The following is a 19117-nucleotide window of genomic DNA, read 5'->3' as shown; positions in this document are numbered from 1 at the left end:
GCGGAGCGTGGCCCGGTTCGGCCCGCCCCGCTGCGACGAGCGGATGCGACGATCGCGGTGCCCGCGCCCGGTCGGCGTGCGGCCGGGGCCGTCTGCGGGCGCGCACCGCTTGCGGTCCGTTGCCACGGACCGTGGATGCCCTCGCGTCGGATCGACCCGGCGGCCGGCGACGCGGCAGCCCCCCGCGTCGTTACCCGGCATCGCCATCCCACCACGTCCGCACGCCGCCCGCAATAGGCGGCGCTCGATGCCCGGGTCCCGGCGCGCGGTGGCACCGGCATGCGACAGGATCGGGGGGAGGACGACGAGGGGAGCCAGGATGGGGTACGCGGTGGTGCTCGGCGAGGCGCTGGTGGACCTGCTCGATGCCGAACACGACGGAGAACCCGTCTACCGGCAGGCGATCGGCGGCGGCCCGCTCAACGTGGCGGTGGCGGTCGCCCGGCTCGGCGGGGACGCGCGGTTCGTCGGGTCGCTCGGCGACGACGCGCTGGCCGGACGGATCCGCGCGTTCCTCACCGGCGCCGGGGTGGACGTGAGCGGGACGGTGACGGTGCCGGCGCCGACAGCGCTGGCAGTGGCCACGTTCGCCGGCGCGGAGCCGGACTTCCGCTTCTACGGCGAACCCCGCTCGTACGCGCTGCTCGGCCCGGACGACCTGGACGTGGCGCTGGTCGAGGGCGCGGACGTGCTCTACTGCGGCTCTATCGTGCTGCTCGACCCGCCGGTGCTGGCCGCCGCCCGGCGCGCCTGGTCGATCGCGGGCGCGCTGCGGGTGTTCGACCCGAACGTACGGCCCCGCCTGCTCACCGCCCCGGGCGCGCTGGACGGGCTGCGGGCGGTGGTCGCCGAGTTCGCCGCCGCCGCGCACCTGGTCAAGCTCAGCAGCGCCGACGCGCGGCTGCTCTACCCGGACGAGCCGGTCGAGGGCGTCGCCGCGTACCTGCGGGAACTGGGCGCGAGCACGGTCGTGGTCACGCTCGGCGCGGACGGCGCCCTGGTCGCCGCGGGCGACGACGTGGTGCGGGTACCCGCGCCGAAGGTGGACGCGGTGGACGCCACCGGCGCGGGCGACTCGGTGATGGGCGCGCTGGTGGCCGACCTGCTGGCCGCGGGTGAGCCGCTCGACCCGGCCGGGTGGCGGGAGCGGGTCGCGTTCGCGCTGCGGGTGGCGGCGGTGGTGTGCGAGTCACCGGGCGGCGCCACCGCCATGCCCACCCGCACCGCAGTCGCCACCCGCTTCCCATGACCCGTCCGCCCCGTGCTCAGGCGCGCGGCCGGGCCAGCGTCACGACGGCGGTCAGCGACAGGAACGCGGCGCCGGCCAGCACCACCGCCATGGGCAGCGCGCTGCCCTCGCCGCCGAGCCCGACCAGCGGCGCGGCGAGCGCGCCCACCACCGACTGGATGCCGCCCATCAGCGCGGCAGCGGTGCCCGCGTGCCGGGCGTGCGCGTCCAGCGCCAGCGCGGTGCTGTTCGGCATCACCATGCCGAGCGAGCCGACGAAGGCGAACAGCGCCACCGCCGTCACGACCAGGCTGCCCGCCAGCGCGCCGCTCAGCACGCCGATCGCGGTGACCAGGCCGACCACCAGCGTGGTGACCAGCAGCCGGCGCGGCGTGAACCGGTCGAGCAGCCGGGCGTTCGCCTGCCCGACCGCCACCAGGGCGAGCGCGTTGACGCCGAAGATCACGCTGAACACGGCCGCGGAGACGCCGAAGACGTCCTGGAACACGAACGACGACCCGGAGATGTACGCGAACAGTCCGGCGAACGCGAAGCCCTGCGTCAGCGCGTACCCGAGGTAGACCCGGTCGGCGAGCAGCGACCGCATGGTCCGGACGGTGGCCCCCAGGCCACCGGTGCTGCGGCGCTCGGGCGGCAGCGTCTCCGGCAGGCGCAGCGCGACGGCGACGGCGAGCACCGCCCCGATGACGGCGAGGGCCACGAAGACGGCCCGCCACGAGCCGAACCGTAGTACCAGGCTGCCCACGCCCGGTGCCGCCACCGGTGCCACGCCGAAGACCAGGGTGAGCCGGGAGAAGTACTTCGCGGCGTCCCGTCCCGAGTAGAGGTCGCGGACCACCGCGCGGGCGACCACCACGCCCATGCCGCCGGCGACGCCCTGGGCGAACCGCGCGGCTGCGAGCAGCGGGGCGTTCGGCGCCGCGGCGCACGCCAGCGCCAGCACGGTGTACGCGACCACGCCGACAAGCACCGGACGGCGGCGCCCCCAGCGGTCACTGAGTGGACCGGTGACGAGCTGTCCCAGGGCGAGACCGATCAGGCAGGTGGTCAGCGAGAGCTGGATGCCGGCCTGGTCGGCGCCGAGGTCGCGGGTCATGGCCGGGAACGCCGGCAGGTACATGTCCAGCGACAGCGGGCCGATCGCGGTGAGCGTGCCGAGCAGCACCAGCAGCGTCACGCCGCCGGTGGACGCGGTGGTGCGGTCGGCGGCCGGGCGCGCGGCGGTCGGCGCGGCGTTGCTCACGAGTGGGTACCCCCTGGATCCGGTGCGTCCGGGTACCTTACATCTGTAGTCAGAACTATTGCGATGTGAGGCGGGTGACTCCGTGGCGACGAACGAGCAGGTCGCGCGCGTCGGAGCGGTCGTGGGGGAGCTGCACCGCCTCCTGCGCCGCCGGACCGGGGCGCGGGTGGGACGCGACCCGCTGCCCGAGGCGCAGGTGGAGTTGCTGCTGCTGGTCCGGGAGACGCCCGGGATCAGCGGCAAGGAGGTGGCCCGGCGCCTCTGCACCGCGCCCAACACGGTGAGCACGCTGGTCCGCGACCTCACCGACGCCGGGCTGCTGGCCCGTGACCGCGACCCCGGCGACCGCCGCGTGCTGCGGCTGCGCGTGACCGAGGCCGCCCGGGCCCGGATGGCCGACTACGAGACCAACCGCGCCGCGCTGCTCGACGAGGCGCTGGCCGAGCTGGAGCCGCCGGCACGGGCGGCGATCCTGGCCGCCGCCCCGCACCTCGACGCACTGCTCGGCGCCCTGCGGGGACACGCCCGCCCCGGGCCGGCCCCCGGAAACCCGGTGGCCGCGGCGCCGGCCCGCCCCGCATGATCACCGGATGGCCCTGCACCAGGACGAGATACCCGTGGACGAGCAGGTCGTCCGGGCGCTGCTGACCGCACAGCGCCCCGAGTGGGCCGCGCTGCCGCTGACCCCGGCCGGCGCCGGGACCGACAACACGATGTACCGGCTCGGCGCCGACCTGCTCGTCCGCCTGCCGCGCACCGCCGAGAAGGCCGGCGCCCTGCGCAAGGAACAGCGGTGGCTGCCCCGGCTCGCACCGCTGCTGCCGTACCGGGTGCCGGAACCGGTGTACGCCGGCGTCCCGGCCGACGCCTTCCCGCTGCCGTGGTCGGTGCAGCGATGGATACCGGGCGACGAGGTCCGGTCCGGCACGGTCGAGGACTGGGCCGCCCTCGGCGCCGACCTGGCCGTGTTCGTCCGGCGCCTGCACGCGACCGACCTGCTCGGCGCGACCCGCGCGGGCCCGCTCAGCGGCTACCGCGGCGGCAGCCTCCGGCCCTGCGACACCTGGATCTCCGCGGCGCTCGACGACTGCCGGACCCTGATCGGCGACGAGACGGACGTCGACACCCTGGTCGGGCTCTGGCGAGGCGCCCTCACCCTGCCCGAACCCGCCGCCCCGCACGTCTGGCTGCACGGGGACCTCAAACCCACAAACCTGCTGGTGCACGACGGCCGGCTGCGGGCGGTCATCGACTTCGGCGGCCTCACCGTCGGGCACCCCGACGCCGAACACGCGCCGATCTGGGACCTTCCGCCGCAGGCCCGGCACGCCTACCGGGAGGCGCTCGGCGTGGACGACGTGACCTGGGCGCGGGCCCGCGCCTGGGCGCTCGGGGTGGCGGCCAGTGGCGTCTCCTACTACTGGCACACGTTCCCGGCGTTCGTCGCCGAGTGCCGCAACCGCCTCCGGGAGATCCTGGCCGACGCCGGCTGAAGCAGGCCGCCGGTCAGGCCGTGCCGTCCAGTTCCGCGTAGCCGCGGCGGGCAGCGATCAGGCCCGGCCGGGCGCCGAACGGCGACTCGGCCGCCACCCGCTCCGGCGGGGCGCTGCCGGTGTGCCCGGCGCGGATCAGCCACGCCTGCCGCGCGAGCTGCGCGTGCTGCTCGCGGACGAAGTCCGCGCCGACCGGCTCGCCGTGGCCGGGCACCACCACCGTCGTGGGCGTGGTCAGCCGCAGCAGGTCGGCCAGCGCGTCCGGCCACTTCAGGGGGTACGACTCCTCGAACGCCGGCGGTCCGCTCTGCTCCACCAGGTCGCCCGCGACCAGCACGTCCGCGTCGGGCACGTGCACCACCAGGTCGGCGTCGGTGTGCCCGTGCCCGGGATAGCGCAGCACCACGCGCCGGCCGCCGACGTCGAGCACCGTCTCCTCGTGCACCTCGTGCGTCGGCGCCCGCAGCTCGGTGTGCGCCAGTTCCTCGGCCAGCGCCGGGTGCCCGGCACGCATCTCCTCGTACGCGGCGCGGCGCACCGCGTCGGACCGGTCCCGCAGCGCCGCCGCGGCCTGGGCCTGCGCGTAGATCGCGGTGTCCGGACCGGCCAGCGTGGCGTTGCCGAAGCAGTGGTCGAAGTGGTGGTGCGTGTTCACGATCGTCCACGGGTACGGCGTCACCGCCCGCGCCGCCTCCGCCAGTTCCCGGGCCTGCCCGGCGGTGGAAAGCGTGTCCACCAGCAGCGCCGCGCCGTCACCCACCACCAGCACCACGTTCACCGCGAGCGTCGGCTCGCGCAGCACGTGCACCCCGGCGGCGACCTCGGAGAACCCGGCGGTCATGACTGGCGCACGGCCCGCTCGACGAAGCGCTGCCGGTCGACGAGCACCCGCTCGACCCGGCCCTGCGCCGCCACGGTGGGCCCGTCGGTGACTGTCACGTCGAAGACGAGCCGCTTCCCGTCGACCTTCACCAGCTCGGCGTGGGCGGCCACGGTGCGACCGACCGGCGTGGCCGCGCGGTGCTCCAGCTCCACCCGGACGCCGACGGTGGTCGACCCGGACGGCATCCGGGTCGCGGTGGCGGCCACCGTCGCCGCCTCGGCCAGCGCCAGCACCCGGGGTGTGCCGAGCACCGGCACGTCCCCCGAGCCGACCGCCTGTGCGGTGTCGGCGTCGGTCACTGTGAGCTCGACCCGGGCGGTCAGGCCCGGCGTGAAGGGCGACTCCGGCTGCTCCTGCATGCGGCCGAGCCTAGTGCAGCCGGCCCGCGGCCGTCCGGCGTCCGAGCCGCCACCGGTCCGGTCGTCACCGCCCGCCCGCATGCCCGCCGGTCGGCCGCCGTTAACCTTGTCCGCGATGGCCGAGCTGACACAATCTCCGACCCCCGCCCCCGACGCGACCACCGAATCGCCCGACGGTGGGCGCCGCCGTGTGATCGCGATGACCATCTGGGGCGTCGCCTTCGTCGTCGCCTGGCTCGCCATCGGCCTGCCCACCGACCCGGCGTACGCGTTCCTGTGGATCTGGGCCGGCACGATCGCGTGGAACTCGGCCCGCCCGTGGCGCAGCCACCTGCGGTTCGCCCGGGACTGGATCCCGGTGGTGCTGCTGCTGGCCGCGTACAACCTGTCCCGCGGGTTCGCCGACAACGGCGCCACCCCGCACGCGATGGAGCTGATCGTCGCCGACCGCTTCCTCACCGGGTGGCTCACCGGCGGCGAGGTGCCGACGATCTGGCTCCAGGAGCGCCTGTACGACGCGTCCGAGGTGCGCTGGTGGGACGTGCTGGTGAGCTGGATCTACTTCTCGCACTTCGTGGCGACGTTCGCCGCCGCCGCGGTGCTGTGGATGCGCAACCGGCGGCGCTGGATCGCGTACATGTCCCGCTGGGGCTTCCTGTGCGCGGCCGGCCTGGTCACCTACTTCGCCTACCCGGCCGCGCCGCCGTGGTGGGCGGCGCAGAACGGCCTGCTCACCGAGGTCGCGCGGATCTCCACCCGGGGGTGGAAGGAGATCGGCATGCACGGCGCGGGCAACCTGCTCAACGCCGGGCAGATCGCCTCCAACCCGGTGGCCGCGATGCCGTCGCTGCACACCGCGTTCGCGCTGTTCGTGGTGCTGTTCTTCATGCGGTCGGTGCGTAAGCGCTGGTGGCCGCTGATGCTGGCGTACCCGCTGGCCATGACGTTCACGCTGATGTACAGCGGCGAGCACTACCTGATCGACGTGCTGGTCGGCTGGGCGTACGTGGGCATGACGTTCCTGGTGGTCGGCCTGGCCGAGCGCTGGTGGGCGGCGCGGCAGGCCCGGCGGGCCGGTGAGCCCGCCGTCGCCGCAGGCGAGCCGTCCGCCGACGGCGACGCCTCCGCCGACCTCCCGGACCGCGCCGCCGACGACCGGGACGCGGTGCCCGCCGAGCGCCGGTAGGCCCGCGCCACCGGCCGTCTCGGGCGGCCGGGTCGTAGCCGCGCCGCCGTCGTTTGCCCACCGCCGTCGTGGCGTCGCGGCCCGCCGGGGTCAGCGGCCGCTGTCGGTACGGCGGGCGGCGCGCGACCGCTCGGTCAGCTCCGCGGCCAGCTCCCACGCGTCGGCCAGATCCCGGTCGACGGCCGCCGCCCCGGCCCCACCGGCGGTGTCCGCGTGCACGGTGGCCAGCCGCAGCAGCCGCTGCACCGGACCGCGGGTGACGCGCACGCTCTGGATCCGCGCGTACGGCACCAGCGTCAACCGGCGGGTCAGCAACCCGGAGCGGGCCACGAAGACCCGCTCGTCGAGACCGGCGCCGACCACCTTGCGGCTCAGCGGCCGCAGCCACCGGGCCCGTGACGGGGGCGGCGTGGCGGGCAGCGCGTCCAGCCGTACGCCGGGCAGCACCTCCGCCACGACCATCGCGCCGGTGCCCGCCTCGCCGACCGGCAGCAGCCGGTCCGGGCGGTTGCGGTCGTCCGGCTCACCGGCCGAGTAGCCGGCCACCTCCAGCCGCAGCCGCAGCCACCCCTTCATCCGCCACAGCAGCGGCCAGGTCGCCCGTACCGTCTGCACCCGGTGCAGCGGCACGGTCTGCATCCGCGTCTCCAGCAGCCCGTTGTGCACGCGCAGCGTGCCGTCGTCCCGGTCGAGGCGGAAGCTCCAGTCGTCGAGCACCCGGCGGATCGGTTGCAGCACCACACCGGCCATCGCGGTGAGCGTGCTCGCCACGGCGATGAACGACCACGAGCCCTCGGAGAGGAACTGGGCACCGACGAACACCAGACCCAGCGGCAGCAGGAACGCCTGCGGCGTGAGCAGCTGGCTGACCAGCAGATCCTGGTTGCGGACGGCGTGCAGCCGGCGACCCTCCGGCACGGGCGCCCCGACCGGCGCGCCGGGCTCGGCTGCCGGCACCGGCGCCGGGGCGGAGCGACCGGCGACCGCGAGCAGCCGCTGCCGCAGCGCGGTGGCCTCGGCCACGCTGAGGTAGGCCAGCGGTGCCTCGGTCTTGCCCCCGCCGACCACCTCCAGCCGCAGCTCGGCCAGGCCGGTGAGCTGGGCCAGCAGCGGCCGGACCACCTCCACCGCCTGCAGCCGCTCCAGCGGGATGGCCCGGGTACGCCGCCACAGCAGGCCCTCGTAGACCCGCAGCTCGCGGCCCACCAGGTGGTAGCCGGTGTTCCACCAGCTCACCACCGACAGCACGGTGGCGCCGAGCACGAAGACGGTGACCAGCACCGCGAACCAGCCGAACCCGACCCGCGACAGCGTCGACCAGGAGAGCCCGGCGATCACCACGACCAGCGACTTCGCGCCGTGCAGCGCCGGGCTGAGCGGATGCAGCCGCTGCCGGGGCTCCTCACCGCCGGGCGGTCCGGCCGCCGGACCCCACGGTCCCGGGTACGGCGGCAGCGGCGCGGGCCACGGCCCGGGCGCCGCGTCGGGTCCGGGCGGGGGGCCGTACCCGGGTGCCGCCGAGCCGGGCGGACCGTAGCCGGGCGGCGGTGCGTACCCGGGAGGTGGCCCGTAGGCGGTCGGCGTCCCGTCTCCGGGCGGAGGCCCGTATCCGGATGGTGGTCCGGGGACGGGCGGCGCGGCGGGCGGGCCGTAACCCGGCGCGGGCGGGCCGGGCGTGGGCTCGGGCCGGTCGTCGTGGGGCGGCGGGGCGCCGGAGTCGCTCCGCTCGCTCACAGGCCCTCCGCCCGGTCCTCGCCCAGCGCGGTCAGCCGGTCGCGCAGCCGGGACGCCTCGGCCGGGCGCAGGCCGGGCACGCGCGCGTCGCTCGCCGCGGCGGCCGTATGCAATTGCACGGTGGCGAGGTCGAATGCGCGCTCCAGCGGACCGGCGCTCACATCGACGAACTGCATCCGCGAGTACGGCACGATGGACAGCCGCCGCACCAGCAGACCGTGGCGCACGAGCAGATCGTCGTCGCGCTCGGCGTACCCCCAGGCGCGGACCGCGCGCACGATGGTGACGGACCGCCAGACGCCCATCAGCAGCGCCACGCCGACGGCGGCGCCGAGCAGCCAGTGCCCGGACAGCGCCCAGGCCACGCCGAGCACCACGAGCGCCACGGCCAGCCCGATGCCGAGCCGGATCAGCTCCACCCAGATCAGGTCGCGGGAGATCGGCTGCCAGTGGACCGTGTCCGGCCAGGGCTCCAGCGCGCTGCGCGAGGCGGGCGGGAGGCCGGCGGGGCCGTCACCGCTCATCGGGGAGACCTGCCGTGCTCGCCGCCGGTACGGACTCGGGTCGTCTGCTCGCTCACGCTTCGAGCGTAGGCGATCAGGGAAGCGGGACCACCTCGCGGAGGAAGCCGCGTGCCTCGAGGAAGTCACCGAGGGAGCCGCGGTGCTCCGGGCAGGCCAGCCAGGTCTTGCGCCGGTCCGGCGCGTGCAGGCGGGGATTGTGCCAGCGGAGCTGGAAGGCGGCGGGTGCGCGACACCCCCGCGCCGAGCAGATCAGCGTCTCGTCCGGGGTGGTGGGAGTCGTCACCGGGGCGAGTCTAGAGGCCGCACGCCGGGAGCTTTAGCGCCGGGCGGCCACGGGGGGAGCCGCCCGGCGACGGGGTGAATCGTACACACGGCGGACCCCTTGTTGTCCACCCGTGTTCAGCGTTTCCCGCGCGCCGGGACGGCGTGGCCGGACGGCGCGGCGAAAATCGTGCCTCTCCCACCCTCGGCTCTCAGCGAGGCATGACAGTCTTGATACGCACCACGCCGCGACGACGACCCTGCTGTGGAGGACCGGTGGCCCAGCCGACCACACCCGACGTGCCGAACCCGACCGAGGCGGCGCCGGACGCGCCGCCCCCGGCGGGCACCACCCCGGCCCAGGACGCCACGCTGCTGGAGCGGGCGCTGTTCGAGACCAAGCGGGTGATCGTCGGCCAGGACCGGATGGTCGAGCGGATGTTCGTCGCGCTGCTGGCCCGTGGGCACTGCCTGCTGGAGGGCGTGCCGGGCGTGGCCAAGACGCTCGCCGTGGAGACGCTGGCGCGGGTCGTCGGCGGCTCGTTCGCCCGGGTCCAGTTCACCCCCGACCTGGTGCCCGCCGACATCATGGGCACCCGGATCTACCGGCAGTCCAGCGAGAAGTTCGACGTCGAGCTGGGCCCGGTCTTCGTCAACTTCCTGCTCGCCGACGAGATCAACCGCGCGCCCGCCAAGGTGCAGTCGGCGCTGCTGGAGGTGATGAGCGAGCGGCAGGTCTCCATCGGCGGCGAGAGCCACCGGGTGCCCGACCCGTTCCTGGTCATGGCCACCCAGAACCCGATCGAGCAGGAGGGCGTCTACCCGCTGCCCGAGGCGCAGCGGGACCGGTTCCTCATGAAGATCGTCGTGGGCTACCCGACGGACGCCGAGGAGCGCGAGATCGTCTACCGGATGGGTGTTGCCCCGCCCGAGCCGGCCCGGGTGTTCGACACCCCGGACCTGGTCGCCCTTCAGCACAAGGCCGACCAGGTGTTCGTGCACAACGCGCTCGTCGACTACGCGGTCCGGCTGGTGCTCGCCACCCGGGCGCCGGCCGAGCACGGCATGCCCGACGTGGCCCAGCTCATCCAGTACGGCGCCAGCCCGCGCGCCTCACTCGGCCTGGTCCGGGCCACCCGCGCGCTGGCGCTGCTGCGCGGCCGGGACTACGCGCTGCCGCAGGACGTGCAGGACATCGCGCCGGACATCCTGCGTCACCGGCTGGTGCTCAGCTACGACGCGCTCGCCGACGACGTACCGGCCGACCACATCGTGCACCGGGTGATGTCGACCATCCCGCTGCCCGCCGTCGCGCCCCGCCAGCAGGCCACACCGCCGCCACCGTCCGTCCCGCACAACGGATGGCCCGGGCAGCGGCCGTGAGCTCGCCCACCCCGCTGAGCGCCGCCGGCGACCGCTCGGGGGCCGTGCTGGCCCGGCTCCAGCTCATGGTCACCCGCAAGCTGGACGGGCTGCTCCAGGGCGACTACGCCGGGCTGCTGCCCGGACCGGGCAGCGAGGCGGGGGAGTCCCGGGAGTACCGGCCCGGCGACGACGTGCGCCGGATGGACTGGCCGGTCACCGCCCGCACCACCATGCCGCACGTCCGGCGTACCGTGGCCGACCGTGAGCTGGAGACGTGGCTGGCCGTCGACATGTCGGCCAGCCTGGACTTCGGCACCGGGCGGTGGCTCAAGCGGGACGTGGCGGTCGCCGCGGTCGCCGCGCTGGCCCACCTGACCGTGCGGGGCGGCAACCGGATCGGCGCGGTCGTCGGCACCGGCGGGGCCGGCGGGCCGGGGACGATGCTGCGGCTGCCCGCCCGTTCCGGCCGCAAGGAGGCCCAGGGGCTGCTGCGGGCGGTGGCGGGCGCCGAGATCCGGCCCGGCCGCAGCGACCTCGGCGCGCTCGTCGAACTGCTCAACCGGCCGCCCCGGCGGCGCGGCGTCGCGGTGGTGATCTCCGACTTCCTCGCGCCGCCGCAGCAGTGGGGCCGGCCGCTGCGTAAGCTGCGGGTCCGCCACGACGTGCTGGCCGTCGAGGTGGTCGATCCGCGGGAACTGGAACTGCCCGACGTGGGGGTGCTGCCGGTGGTCGACCCGGAGAGCGGGGAACTGCACGAGGTGCAGACCGCCGACCCGGGCCTGCGCCGCCGGTACGCCGAGGCGGCGGCCGCCCAGCGCGGTGCGATCGCCGCCGAGCTGCGCGCCGCGGGCGCGGCCCACCTGCGCCTGCGTACCGACCGAGACTGGCTGCTGGACATGGTGCGTTTCGTCGCCGCGCAGCGGCACGCCCGCACCCGAGGGACGACTCGATGATCCGTTTTCTGCAACCGTGGTGGCTGCTCGCCGTGCTGCCGGTGCTCGCCCTCGCCGCCGCGTACGTCTGGCGGCAACTGCACCGCCGGCAGTACGCGCTGCGGTTCACAAACGTCGACCTGTTGCGTACCGTCGCGCCCAAGGGACTGGGCTGGCGGCGGCACGTCGCGGCGACCGCGTTCCTGCTCTGCCTGCTGGTGCTGGCGACCGGGCTGGCCCGCCCGGCGATCGACACCCGCGAGCCGCTGGAGCGGGCCACCGTGATGCTCGCCATCGACGTGTCGTTGTCGATGCAGGCCGACGACGTGTCGCCGAACCGCCTGGAGGCGGCCCAGGAGGCGGCCAAGCAGTTCGTCGGCGAGCTGCCGGAGAGCTACAACCTGGGGCTCGTCTCGTTCGCCAAGTCGGCGAACGTGCTGGTGCCGCCGACGAAGGACCGGGCGGCTGTCACCACCGCGATCGACGGGCTGGTGCTGGCCGAGGCGACAGCCACCGGCGAGGCGGTGTTCACCTGCCTGGAGGCGATCCGTTCGGTGCCGGCCGACGGCGCCGCCGGTATCCCGCCGGCCCGGATCGTGCTGCTGTCCGACGGCTACCGCACGTCGGGCCGCTCGGTCGAGGAGGCCGCCGCGGCGGCGCAGGCGGCGAACGTGCCGGTGTCCACCATCGCGTTCGGCACCGACTCCGGGCAGGTCGACATCGGCGGGCAGCTCCAGCGGGTGCCGGTGGACCGCACCGCGCTGTCCCAGCTCGCGGAGACCACGCAGGGCTTCTTCTACGAGGCCGCGTCGGCCAGCGAACTGAAGCAGGTCTACCAGGACATGGGCAGCTCGATCGGCTACCGGACCGAGCCGCGCGAGATCACCCAGTGGTACGCGGGGATCGCGCTGCTGCTGGCGCTGTGCGCGGGCGGGCTGAGTCTGCTCTGGACGTCCCGGCTCGTGTGAGCCGGAACCGGCCGGCGGTGGTCAGTGACCGCCGCCGGCCAGCACGAACAGGACGGCCACCCAGACGGCGGCGAGGGTGAAGCCCAGCGGGGCGACGTAACGGCTCATGGGTGTGCTCCGTGGCGACGGTCGGCCCGGTGCGGGCCGTGGGGGGGCGGGGCGTACGCGCACGAAGTCGTGACCGGGTGCTCCGCCGCGCGGCAGGCCACACCCCGGCGTGCTCGCCGGGAAGCGGATGCGGTGCGGAGGGCGGGAAGCGGGTCAGCCGCGTCGACCGAGCCGTGGCTCAGCGGGGCTGACGATGGGCCCGGCCACGACTGGGAGGATCGCTATCTCGCACAGCGATCACCTCCTGAAGTCGGCGGGGCCCGGATGCGGGCGCAGACCGGCCCGCAGACGCGATCATCGTACACCGGGGGTGTGTCGTGTCGCGCGCGGCCGCCGGTCCCGCGGACCCCGGCTGGAGCGGCGCTGTGACCTGCGCGGGTTAGCGCTTACCTGTCGGTAACCCCTAGGCTCCGACCGACCGAGAGATCACTGGAGCAGAGGGGGATCCGTGGCCCGAACCGTGCTGGTGACCGGCGGGAACCGGGGGATCGGCCTGGCCATCGCGCAGGCGTTCGCCAAGCAGGGCGACCGGGTGGCCGTCACCTATCGCAGCGGCGAGGCTCCGGACGGCCTGTTCGGCGTGCGGTGCGACGTGACCGACGCCGAGTCGGTCGACGCCGCGTTCACCACGATCGAGGCCGAACTCGGCCCGGTGGAGGTGCTCGTCGCCAACGCCGGCATCACCGACGACACGCTGATCATGCGGATGTCCGAGGAGCAGTTCGCCCGCGTCCTCGACACCAACCTGACCGGCTCGTTCCGGGTCGCCAAGCGGGCCTCGACGAAGATGCTCCGCGGCCGCTGGGGGCGGATGATCTTCATTTCCTCGGTGGTCGGTCTCTCCGGCGGCGCGGGCCAGGTCAACTACGCGGCCAGCAAGGCCGGCCTGGTCGGCGTGGCCCGCTCGATCACCCGCGAGCTGGGCGCCCGCAACATCACCGCGAACGTGGTGGCGCCCGGCTTCATCGACACCGACATGACCGCCGGCCTGCCCGAGGAACGCAAGGCGGAGATCCGCAAGTCCATCCCGGCCGGCCGGATGGCCACCCCGGACGAGGTCGCCGGTGTCGTCACCTGGCTCGCCTCGGACGCGGCCGGATACGTCACCGGTGCCGTCATCCCGGTCGACGGCGGCCTCGGCATGGGTCACTGAGCAGAGCACGGAGGAGACACGCAATGTCCGGACTTCTCGCCGGTAAGCGGCTGCTTGTCACCGGCGTCATCACCGACGCGTCGATCGCCTTCTCGGTGGCGAAGCTCGCCCAGGAGAACGGCGCCCAGGTCGTGCTCACCGGCTACGGCCGGCTCTCCCTGGTGGAGCGGATCGCCAAGCGGCTGCCCGAGCCGGCACCCGTGATCGAACTGGACGTCACGAACGAGGAGCACCTGGCCGGGCTCGCCGACAAGGTGCGCGAGCACGTCGACGGCCTGGACGGCGTCGTGCACTCGATCGGGTTCGCCCCGCAGAGCTGCCTCGGCGGCGGATTCCTCGACGCCCCCTGGGCGGACGTGGCCACCGCGCTTCAGGTCTCCACCTACTCGTACAAGTCCCTTGCCATGGCCGCGCTGCCGCTGATGTCCGCCGGCGGCGCCGTGGTGGGCCTCACGTTCGACGCCACCAAGGCGTGGCCGGTCTACGACTGGATGGGCGTGGCCAAGGCCGGGCTGGAGTCCGCCTCCCGCTACCTGGCGCTGCACCTGGGCAAGCAGGGCATCCGCAGCAACCTGGTCGCGGCCGGCCCGCTGCGCACCATCGCGGCCAAGTCCATCCCCGGCTTCGACCAGTTCGAGGACGCCTGGACCGAGCGGGCCCCGCTGGGCTGGAGCCTGACCGACCAGGAGCCCGCCGCGCGGGCCTGCCTGGCGCTGCTGTCCGACTGGTTCCCGGCCACCACCGGCGAGATCGTCCACGTCGACGGCGGCTACCACGCCATCGGCGCCTGAAATGTAAGGAAGGGCCCCTTCTTAACGCCTCGTGCAGCGGAAGGGGCCCTTCTTGACACGCTGCGGCCCGGGTGGTCACCACACCGACCAGGGGGCGTCGCCACGCCGTGACGGCGGGCGAGGAAGAATGGCCCCATGGCGTACGACGCGTTGGTGCTGGTCTCCTTCGGCGGCCCGGAGCGGCCCGAGGACGTTCTCCCGTTCCTGCAGAACGTGACCCGGGGGCGGGGGGTGCCGCCCGAGCGGCTGGCCGAGGTCGCCGAGCACTACCTGCACTTCGGCGGGGTGTCGCCGATCAACCAGCAGTGCCGTGACCTGCTCGCGGCGATCCGCGAGGACTTCGCCGCCAACGGCGTCGACCTGCCGGTCTACTGGGGCAACCGCAACTGGGACCCGATGCTCGCCGACACCGTCGCCCGGATGCGCGACGACGGGATCACCCGGGCGCTGGCGTTCGTCACCAGCGCGTACGGCGGCTACTCCTCCTGCCGGCAGTACCAGGAGGACATCGCCTCGGCCCGTGCCGCGGTCGGCCCGGACGCCCCGCTGATCGAGAAGCTGCGCCAGTTCTGGGACCACCCCGGCTTCATCGAGCCGCACGCCGACGCGGTCCGCGCCGTGCTGGCCCAGCTCGACCCGGCGAAGCGGGACTCCACCCGGCTGGTCTTCACCGCGCACTCCGTCCCGATGTCCGCGGCGGCCACCGCCGGCCCGCACGGCGGCCGCTACACCGCGCAGCTCGAGGAGGTCGCCCGGCTGGTGCACGCCGCGGCCGCGCCCGACCTGGAGTACGACCTGGTCTGGCAGAGCCGGTCCGGGCCGCCGCAGGTGCCGTGGCTGGAGCCGGACGTCAACGACCACCTGGCGACGCTGCCCGAGCAGGGCGTGACGAGCGTGGTGGTCAGCCCCATCGGTTTCGTCTCCGACCACCTGGAGGTGGTGTGGGACCTGGACACCGAGGCGCTGGAGACGGCCAAGCAGCTCGGCCTGGACTTCGTCCGCGCCGGCACCCCGGGGGTCGACCCCCGGTTCGTGGCGATGGTCCGCGAGCTGGTTCTGGAACGCACCGCCCCGGACGGCGAGCGGCTGCGCCGCCGACTCGGCGAGCTGCCGGCCTGGGACACCTGCCCGGCGCTGTGCTGCGTACCCCCGGCCCGCCGGCCCTGAGCCCGACCCGACGACACCCCTGGGGACGACACGATGCTTGACCGCAAGCCGGTGCAGAGCTGGCTCACCGACATGGACGGCGTGCTGGTGCACGAGGGGCAGCCGGTGCCCGGCGCCCCGGAGTTCGTCAAGAAGCTGCGTACCTCCGGCAAGCCGTTCCTGGTGCTGACGAACAACTCCATCTACACGCCCCGCGACCTCCAGGCGCGGTTGGCCCGGATGGGGCTGGACGTGCCGGAGGAGGCGATCTGGTCCTCGGCGCTGGCCACCGCCCAGTTCCTGGCCGACCAGCGGCCGGGCGGCACCGCGTACGTCATCGGTGAGGCCGGCCTGACCACGGCGCTGCACGCGGTGGGGTACGTCCTCAGCGACTTCGCCCCGGACTACGTGGTGCTGGGGGAGACGCGCACCTACAGCTTCGAGGCGATAACCAAGGCGATCCGGCTGATCAACGACGGCGCCCGGTTCATCTGCACCAACCCCGACGCCACCGGCCCGTCGATGGAGGGCGCGCTGCCGGCGGCCGGCTCGGTGGCGGCGATGATCTCGAAGGCGACAGGTGTCGACCCGTACTTCGTCGGCAAGCCCAACCCGATGATGATGCGCTCGGCGCTGAACACCATCGACGCGCACTCCGAGTCGACCGCGATGATCGGCGACCGGATGGACACCGACATCCTGTGCGGCCTGGAGGCCGGCCTGGAGACGATCCTGGTGCTCACCGGCATCAGCAGCCGGACCGAGGCCGAGCGGTACCCGTACCGTCCGTCGCGGATCGTCGACTCGGTGGCCGACCTGATCGACGAGGTCTGAGCCGCGGCGTCCGTCCGGCGTCCGGTTCCGGTGCCGCGAGGGCCAGGCGGCGGGCGGCCACCGAAGTTCGACAAGACCGACTACCGCGAGCGGCATGCGGTCGAATGCGGCGTCAACCGGCTCAAGCGCCATCGTGCGGTCGCCACGAGATACGACAAGCGTGCCGTACGCTACGAGGCGGCCGTGCCGGTCGCAGTCCTCAACGAACGGCTGTGACCAGGGGCACTACCCTCAGGTTGCCGCCGCATAACACCGGACGGCGACCTTCTGCTCCGGGCTCCACCGCTGTTCGACTGTGGCCAGCAGCTGCCAGCCGAGCCTCTCGTACAGAGCCGCCGCCGCAGTGTCAGAAGCCACCACGTCGAGCACGGGATGCAAACCGCGATGCTGTGCTTCTTCGACAGCCTGCGCCATCAGCAGCGCACCGATCCCGTGGCCGCGGGCCGACGGAGCGACGAACAACCGGTTGACCACGGCAGTCGCGTCGATACTCACACCTGCCCGAGCGCCCCACAGCCCAGGTGCCGCGTCTCCCGCGTCGCTTCGGGACAAGCCGATATGACCGACCATGCGGCCACCCAGTTCCGCCACCCAGGAGGCGATGAGCGATGGCGGCGTGAGCCATGCGGCCGGGAAATCGGGCCAGTTCACCGGATAACCGTCGCGCTCATGAACCTCTGCCAGCACCCGCACACAATCACTGAGGTCGCGATCAGACCGCTGTCGGACAGTCGGGGGTACGTCCGCGCCGGACACGTTCTCGCTCCTCACTGCGGCATGGGAACACAGCCCGCGGCCCGTGGCCAGCGACTTTCACACCAGACCCTAGAGTCGCAGCGGCGCGTTGCAGGCGGCCACCAGGGCCTGCCGGCACGCGGTGGTGAGCGGCCGCAGGGCCGCGTCCCGCTGCTGCGCCTCGTAGGTGTTCACCGCGCCGCCGGGCGCGCTCTCCCCGGCCAGCGCGAGCACCCGATCCAGTACGGCGGCGCGGGCGAACAGGCGGCGGGCGCGCGGGTCGAAGCCGGGCGGCAGGTCGGTGGCGCCGTCCGGCCGGCGCAGCGCGGCGAGCGCCCCGGCGAGTTCGGGCCGCCACTGTGCGACGTCCAGCCGGGTCAGCGTGGCGGTGGTCTCGGCCAGCACGGCGGCGAGTTCCGCCTCCGCCTCCGCCGCGCCGGGCGTGGTGAGGGACGCCTTCGGCGCGTCCGCCGGTAGCGGATGCACCCGCCAGAGCACCGTCTCCCAGGTCATCCCCGAGCCGGACGTGTGCGTACGGACCTCGGGCACCAGCCCCATCCCGCTCGCCACCACCGCCTCGCCCGCCACCAGCGCCGCCCCGGCGAACGCGCCCGGACCGGGCAGGCCGCGCGGGTCACCGGGCGCGGGCAGCACCAGGCGGATGTCGTCTGGTGAATGCTTGGCGAGGCTGGGCAGCGCCTCCCGCAGCGACACGTCGGTCCAGGTGCCGGGGGCGTCGGCGACGAGGTGCTCCTCGTCGCCGGCGACGGCGTCGGCCACCTCGTCGAAGGGCACCAGACCGGCTCGCCAGGCACGCACCCAGGCGACGAACCGGCTCGACCGGCGCGGAGCCAGCGTGGCCGCGCCCGTTGCGGGGGAGGACATGCGGAAAGGGTACGTGCTCCGCGCCGCTGCTGTCTCGGCTGCCGCTCCGGCGGCGCGACCTGGCCCCAACTACCCCCTTCGCACCGTTTCGTGCCGACGGATGACGGCCCGGTCGGCGCGTCGGCGAGCGACACGCCGGGGCGCTGGTTAGCGTCAGCGGCATGGCGGGGCGATACGACGGGGACGTGCTGGCCGGTGACTGGCGACGACGGAAGGTCACCCCCGAGGTCGACGCCGAACCCGACCTGGTGGTCGAGGACGCCGACTCCGGGTTCTGCGGCGCCGTGGTCGGCTTCGACTCCGGCGCGGTCGTGCTGGAGGACCGGCACGGACGGCGGCGCAACTTCCCGCTGCTGCCCGCCGCGTTCCTGCTCGACGGCAGGCCGGTCACGCTGCGACGCCCGGCCCGCGCACCGGTGCCCGCCGCGCGCCGCCGTACCGCGTCCGGGTCGATCGCTGTGGACGGCGTACGGGCGCAGGTCGCCAAGGCCAGCCGGATCTGGGTCGAGGGCGTGCACGACGCCGCGCTGGTCGAGCGGATCTGGGGCGACGACCTGCGCATCGAGGGCGTGGTGGTGGAACCGCTGGACGGCATCGACGCGCTCGCCGACGAGGTACGCGCGTTCGCGCCCGGCCCGGGTCGCCGGCTCGGTGTGCTCGTCGACCACCTCGTACCCGGCTCGAAGGAGAGCCGCATCGTGGCCCGGGTGAACTCGCCGCACGTGCTGGTGACCGGGCACCCGTACGTCGACGTGTGGCAGGCGGTACGCCCGGCGGCGCTCGGCATCGCGGCGTGGCCCGTGGTTCCTCCGGGGCAGCCCTGGAAGGAGGGCGTCTGCGCGGCGCTCGGGGTGGGTGAGCCGGCGGACATGTGGCGGCACATCCTGTCCCGGGTGGACAGCTTCGCCGACGTGGAGACGCCGTTGATCAACGCGATGGAGCGCCTGATCGACTTCGTCACCGAGTCTGGGTGACCGGTTGCGGTTAGGGCTGCTCGGCTTGCGGCCTGGAGTGGTTGCGGTTGGGGCCGGGGGCGACCGTGCCCAGATCTCCTGTCCCCGCCCCTTGCGGGTTCTGTTCTGGCGCCCTCGCGCCCCTCGCCTGGTTGATCAAGGAGTTTGTGGGCGTATCGGAGATCAACGCCGACACAAACTCCTTGATCACCGGGGTGAGTGGTGCGGGTGTGCGTCGATCATGGAGTTGTGGTCCCCGCGGATCGGGCATAGCGGGGCGAAATAGGGGCCACAAGTGCAAGATCGGCGGGGGCG

Annotated in this window: 20 protein-coding genes and 1 pseudogene; 13 read left to right on the top strand and 8 right to left on the bottom strand. The window is 74.2% G+C overall.

Translation table 11 applies throughout. From position 1 onward, the window contains the following. Positions 1-319: 319 nt before the first annotated feature. A complete protein-coding gene (locus SM452_RS23280; RefSeq protein WP_355509615.1) occupies positions 320-1249 on the top strand; it encodes a carbohydrate kinase family protein in 930 nt (309 codons plus the stop codon). 16 nt (positions 1250-1265) lie between these two features. Here SM452_RS23280 and SM452_RS23275 read toward each other — a convergent pair whose 3' ends face one another. Further along, positions 1266-2492, bottom strand: a complete 1227-nt coding sequence (locus SM452_RS23275; RefSeq protein ID WP_262014374.1) for a multidrug effflux MFS transporter — start codon at positions 2490-2492, stop codon at positions 1266-1268. An 82-nt stretch (positions 2493-2574) separates the two neighbouring features. On the opposite strand from SM452_RS23275, the gene SM452_RS23270 reads away from it, so the two are divergent. Together SM452_RS23270 and SM452_RS23265 are read left to right on the top strand one after the other, a co-directional pair. Beyond that, positions 2575-3075 carry a MarR family winged helix-turn-helix transcriptional regulator gene (locus SM452_RS23270; RefSeq protein WP_357210712.1) on the top strand — a complete coding sequence of 167 codons (501 nt, stop codon included), beginning with the start codon at positions 2575-2577 and terminating at the stop codon, positions 3073-3075. 7 nt (positions 3076-3082) lie between these two features. Beyond that, complete coding sequence (locus tag SM452_RS23265; RefSeq protein ID WP_463840698.1) at positions 3083-3985, top strand: aminoglycoside phosphotransferase family protein; 903 nt, start codon at positions 3083-3085, stop codon at positions 3983-3985. A gap of 13 nt (positions 3986-3998) precedes the next feature. Here SM452_RS23265 and SM452_RS23260 read toward each other — a convergent pair whose 3' ends face one another. Further along, complete coding sequence (locus SM452_RS23260) at positions 3999-4826, bottom strand: MBL fold metallo-hydrolase (RefSeq protein ID WP_463840697.1); 828 nt, start codon at positions 4824-4826, stop codon at positions 3999-4001. Beyond that, positions 4823-5227, bottom strand: coding sequence for a thioesterase family protein (locus SM452_RS23255; RefSeq protein WP_013287380.1), 405 nt, complete (start codon positions 5225-5227; stop codon positions 4823-4825). The genes SM452_RS23260 and SM452_RS23255 overlap by 4 nt, the downstream gene beginning before the upstream one ends. 115 nt (positions 5228-5342) lie before the next feature. Here SM452_RS23255 and SM452_RS23250 point away from each other — a divergent pair, with 115 nt between their 5' ends. Next, complete coding sequence (locus tag SM452_RS23250) at positions 5343-6413, top strand: phosphatase PAP2 family protein (protein ID WP_355509625.1); 1071 nt, start codon at positions 5343-5345, stop codon at positions 6411-6413. 90 nt (positions 6414-6503) lie between these two features. Here the strand turns inward: SM452_RS23250 and SM452_RS23245 are convergent, their stop codons facing one another. From SM452_RS23245 to SM452_RS23235, 3 genes are all read right to left on the bottom strand, one after another. Next, positions 6504-7868, bottom strand: a complete 1365-nt coding sequence (locus SM452_RS23245) for a PH domain-containing protein (RefSeq protein WP_463840721.1) — start codon at positions 7866-7868, stop codon at positions 6504-6506. Positions 7869-8143: 275 nt separating this feature from the next. Next, entirely contained in the window at positions 8144-8671 is a 528-nt protein-coding gene (locus SM452_RS23240) for a PH domain-containing protein (protein WP_194803054.1), read from the bottom strand. Positions 8672-8744: 73 nt separating this feature from the next. Then, positions 8745-8954 carry a hypothetical protein gene (locus SM452_RS23235; protein ID WP_120568985.1) on the bottom strand — a complete coding sequence of 70 codons (210 nt, stop codon included), beginning with the start codon at positions 8952-8954 and terminating at the stop codon, positions 8745-8747. A 254-nt stretch (positions 8955-9208) separates the two neighbouring features. Here SM452_RS23235 and SM452_RS23230 point away from each other — a divergent pair, with 254 nt between their 5' ends. The 8 genes and pseudogenes from SM452_RS23230 to SM452_RS23195 form a co-directional block, all read left to right on the top strand. Then, complete coding sequence (locus SM452_RS23230; protein WP_262014369.1) at positions 9209-10315, top strand: AAA family ATPase; 1107 nt, start codon at positions 9209-9211, stop codon at positions 10313-10315. Continuing rightward, entirely contained in the window at positions 10294-11250 is a 957-nt protein-coding gene (locus SM452_RS23225) for a DUF58 domain-containing protein (protein WP_262014368.1), read from the top strand. The genes SM452_RS23230 and SM452_RS23225 overlap by 22 nt, the downstream gene beginning before the upstream one ends. Beyond that, a complete protein-coding gene (locus tag SM452_RS23220; protein ID WP_013287373.1) occupies positions 11247-12197 on the top strand; it encodes a VWA domain-containing protein in 951 nt (316 codons plus the stop codon). Before SM452_RS23225 ends, SM452_RS23220 begins: the two co-directional genes overlap by 4 nt. 556 nt (positions 12198-12753) lie before the next feature. Continuing rightward, positions 12754-13458 carry a beta-ketoacyl-ACP reductase gene (fabG, locus tag SM452_RS23215; protein WP_135241112.1) on the top strand — a complete coding sequence of 235 codons (705 nt, stop codon included), beginning with the start codon at positions 12754-12756 and terminating at the stop codon, positions 13456-13458. Between the two features lie 23 nt (positions 13459-13481). Continuing rightward, positions 13482-14249, top strand: coding sequence for an enoyl-ACP reductase FabI (gene fabI / locus SM452_RS23210; protein WP_135241111.1), 768 nt, complete (start codon positions 13482-13484; stop codon positions 14247-14249). A 135-nt stretch (positions 14250-14384) separates the two neighbouring features. Continuing rightward, positions 14385-15416, top strand: coding sequence for a ferrochelatase (locus tag SM452_RS23205; RefSeq protein WP_463840696.1), 1032 nt, complete (start codon positions 14385-14387; stop codon positions 15414-15416). A gap of 33 nt (positions 15417-15449) precedes the next feature. Beyond that, entirely contained in the window at positions 15450-16229 is a 780-nt protein-coding gene (locus tag SM452_RS23200; RefSeq protein WP_262014362.1) for an HAD-IIA family hydrolase, read from the top strand. Between the two features lie 36 nt (positions 16230-16265). Next, positions 16266-16445 (top strand): annotated as a pseudogene (locus tag SM452_RS23195) (IS5 family transposase); the annotation flags it as partial. Positions 16446-16460: 15 nt separating this feature from the next. On the opposite strand, the gene SM452_RS23190 reads toward SM452_RS23195, so the two are convergent. Both SM452_RS23190 and SM452_RS23185 read right to left on the bottom strand, forming a co-directional pair. Continuing rightward, entirely contained in the window at positions 16461-16916 is a 456-nt protein-coding gene (locus tag SM452_RS23190) for a GNAT family N-acetyltransferase (protein ID WP_262014361.1), read from the bottom strand. A gap of 138 nt (positions 16917-17054) precedes the next feature. Continuing rightward, entirely contained in the window at positions 17055-17849 is a 795-nt protein-coding gene (locus SM452_RS23185; RefSeq protein WP_135241109.1) for a hypothetical protein, read from the bottom strand. Positions 17850-18010: 161 nt separating this feature from the next. Between SM452_RS23185 and SM452_RS23180 the strand changes: the two genes are divergently transcribed. After that, a complete protein-coding gene (locus tag SM452_RS23180; RefSeq protein ID WP_463840695.1) occupies positions 18011-18823 on the top strand; it encodes a DUF3097 domain-containing protein in 813 nt (270 codons plus the stop codon). Positions 18824-19117: the final 294 nt, after the last annotated feature.

Source organism: Micromonospora sp. SYSU B005, from assembly GCF_055362685.1.
This window is presented reverse-complemented; position numbering and strand designations above follow the sequence as displayed.

Excerpts from the sequence above, each read along its gene's own strand:
- SM452_RS23280 (WP_355509615.1), top strand. The coding sequence starts at position 320 with ATGGGGTACGCGGTGGTGCTCGGCGAGGCGCTGGTGGACCTGCTCGAT.
- SM452_RS23265 (WP_463840698.1), top strand. The coding sequence starts at position 3,083 with ATGGCCCTGCACCAGGACGAGATACCCGTGGACGAGCAGGTCGTCCGG.
- SM452_RS23260 (WP_463840697.1), bottom strand. The coding sequence starts at position 4,826 with ATGACCGCCGGGTTCTCCGAGGTCGCCGCCGGGGTGCACGTGCTGCGC.
- SM452_RS23255 (WP_013287380.1), bottom strand. The coding sequence starts at position 5,227 with ATGCAGGAGCAGCCGGAGTCGCCCTTCACGCCGGGCCTGACCGCCCGG.
- SM452_RS23250 (WP_355509625.1), top strand. The coding sequence starts at position 5,343 with ATGGCCGAGCTGACACAATCTCCGACCCCCGCCCCCGACGCGACCACC.
- SM452_RS23240 (WP_194803054.1), bottom strand. The coding sequence starts at position 8,671 with ATGAGCGGTGACGGCCCCGCCGGCCTCCCGCCCGCCTCGCGCAGCGCG.
- SM452_RS23225 (WP_262014368.1), top strand. The coding sequence starts at position 10,294 with ATGGCCCGGGCAGCGGCCGTGAGCTCGCCCACCCCGCTGAGCGCCGCC.
- SM452_RS23220 (WP_013287373.1), top strand. The coding sequence starts at position 11,247 with ATGATCCGTTTTCTGCAACCGTGGTGGCTGCTCGCCGTGCTGCCGGTG.
- fabI (WP_135241111.1), top strand. The coding sequence starts at position 13,482 with ATGTCCGGACTTCTCGCCGGTAAGCGGCTGCTTGTCACCGGCGTCATC.
- SM452_RS23205 (WP_463840696.1), top strand. The coding sequence starts at position 14,385 with ATGGCGTACGACGCGTTGGTGCTGGTCTCCTTCGGCGGCCCGGAGCGG.
- SM452_RS23200 (WP_262014362.1), top strand. The coding sequence starts at position 15,450 with ATGCTTGACCGCAAGCCGGTGCAGAGCTGGCTCACCGACATGGACGGC.
- SM452_RS23185 (WP_135241109.1), bottom strand. The coding sequence starts at position 17,849 with ATGTCCTCCCCCGCAACGGGCGCGGCCACGCTGGCTCCGCGCCGGTCG.
- SM452_RS23180 (WP_463840695.1), top strand. The coding sequence starts at position 18,011 with ATGGCGGGGCGATACGACGGGGACGTGCTGGCCGGTGACTGGCGACGA.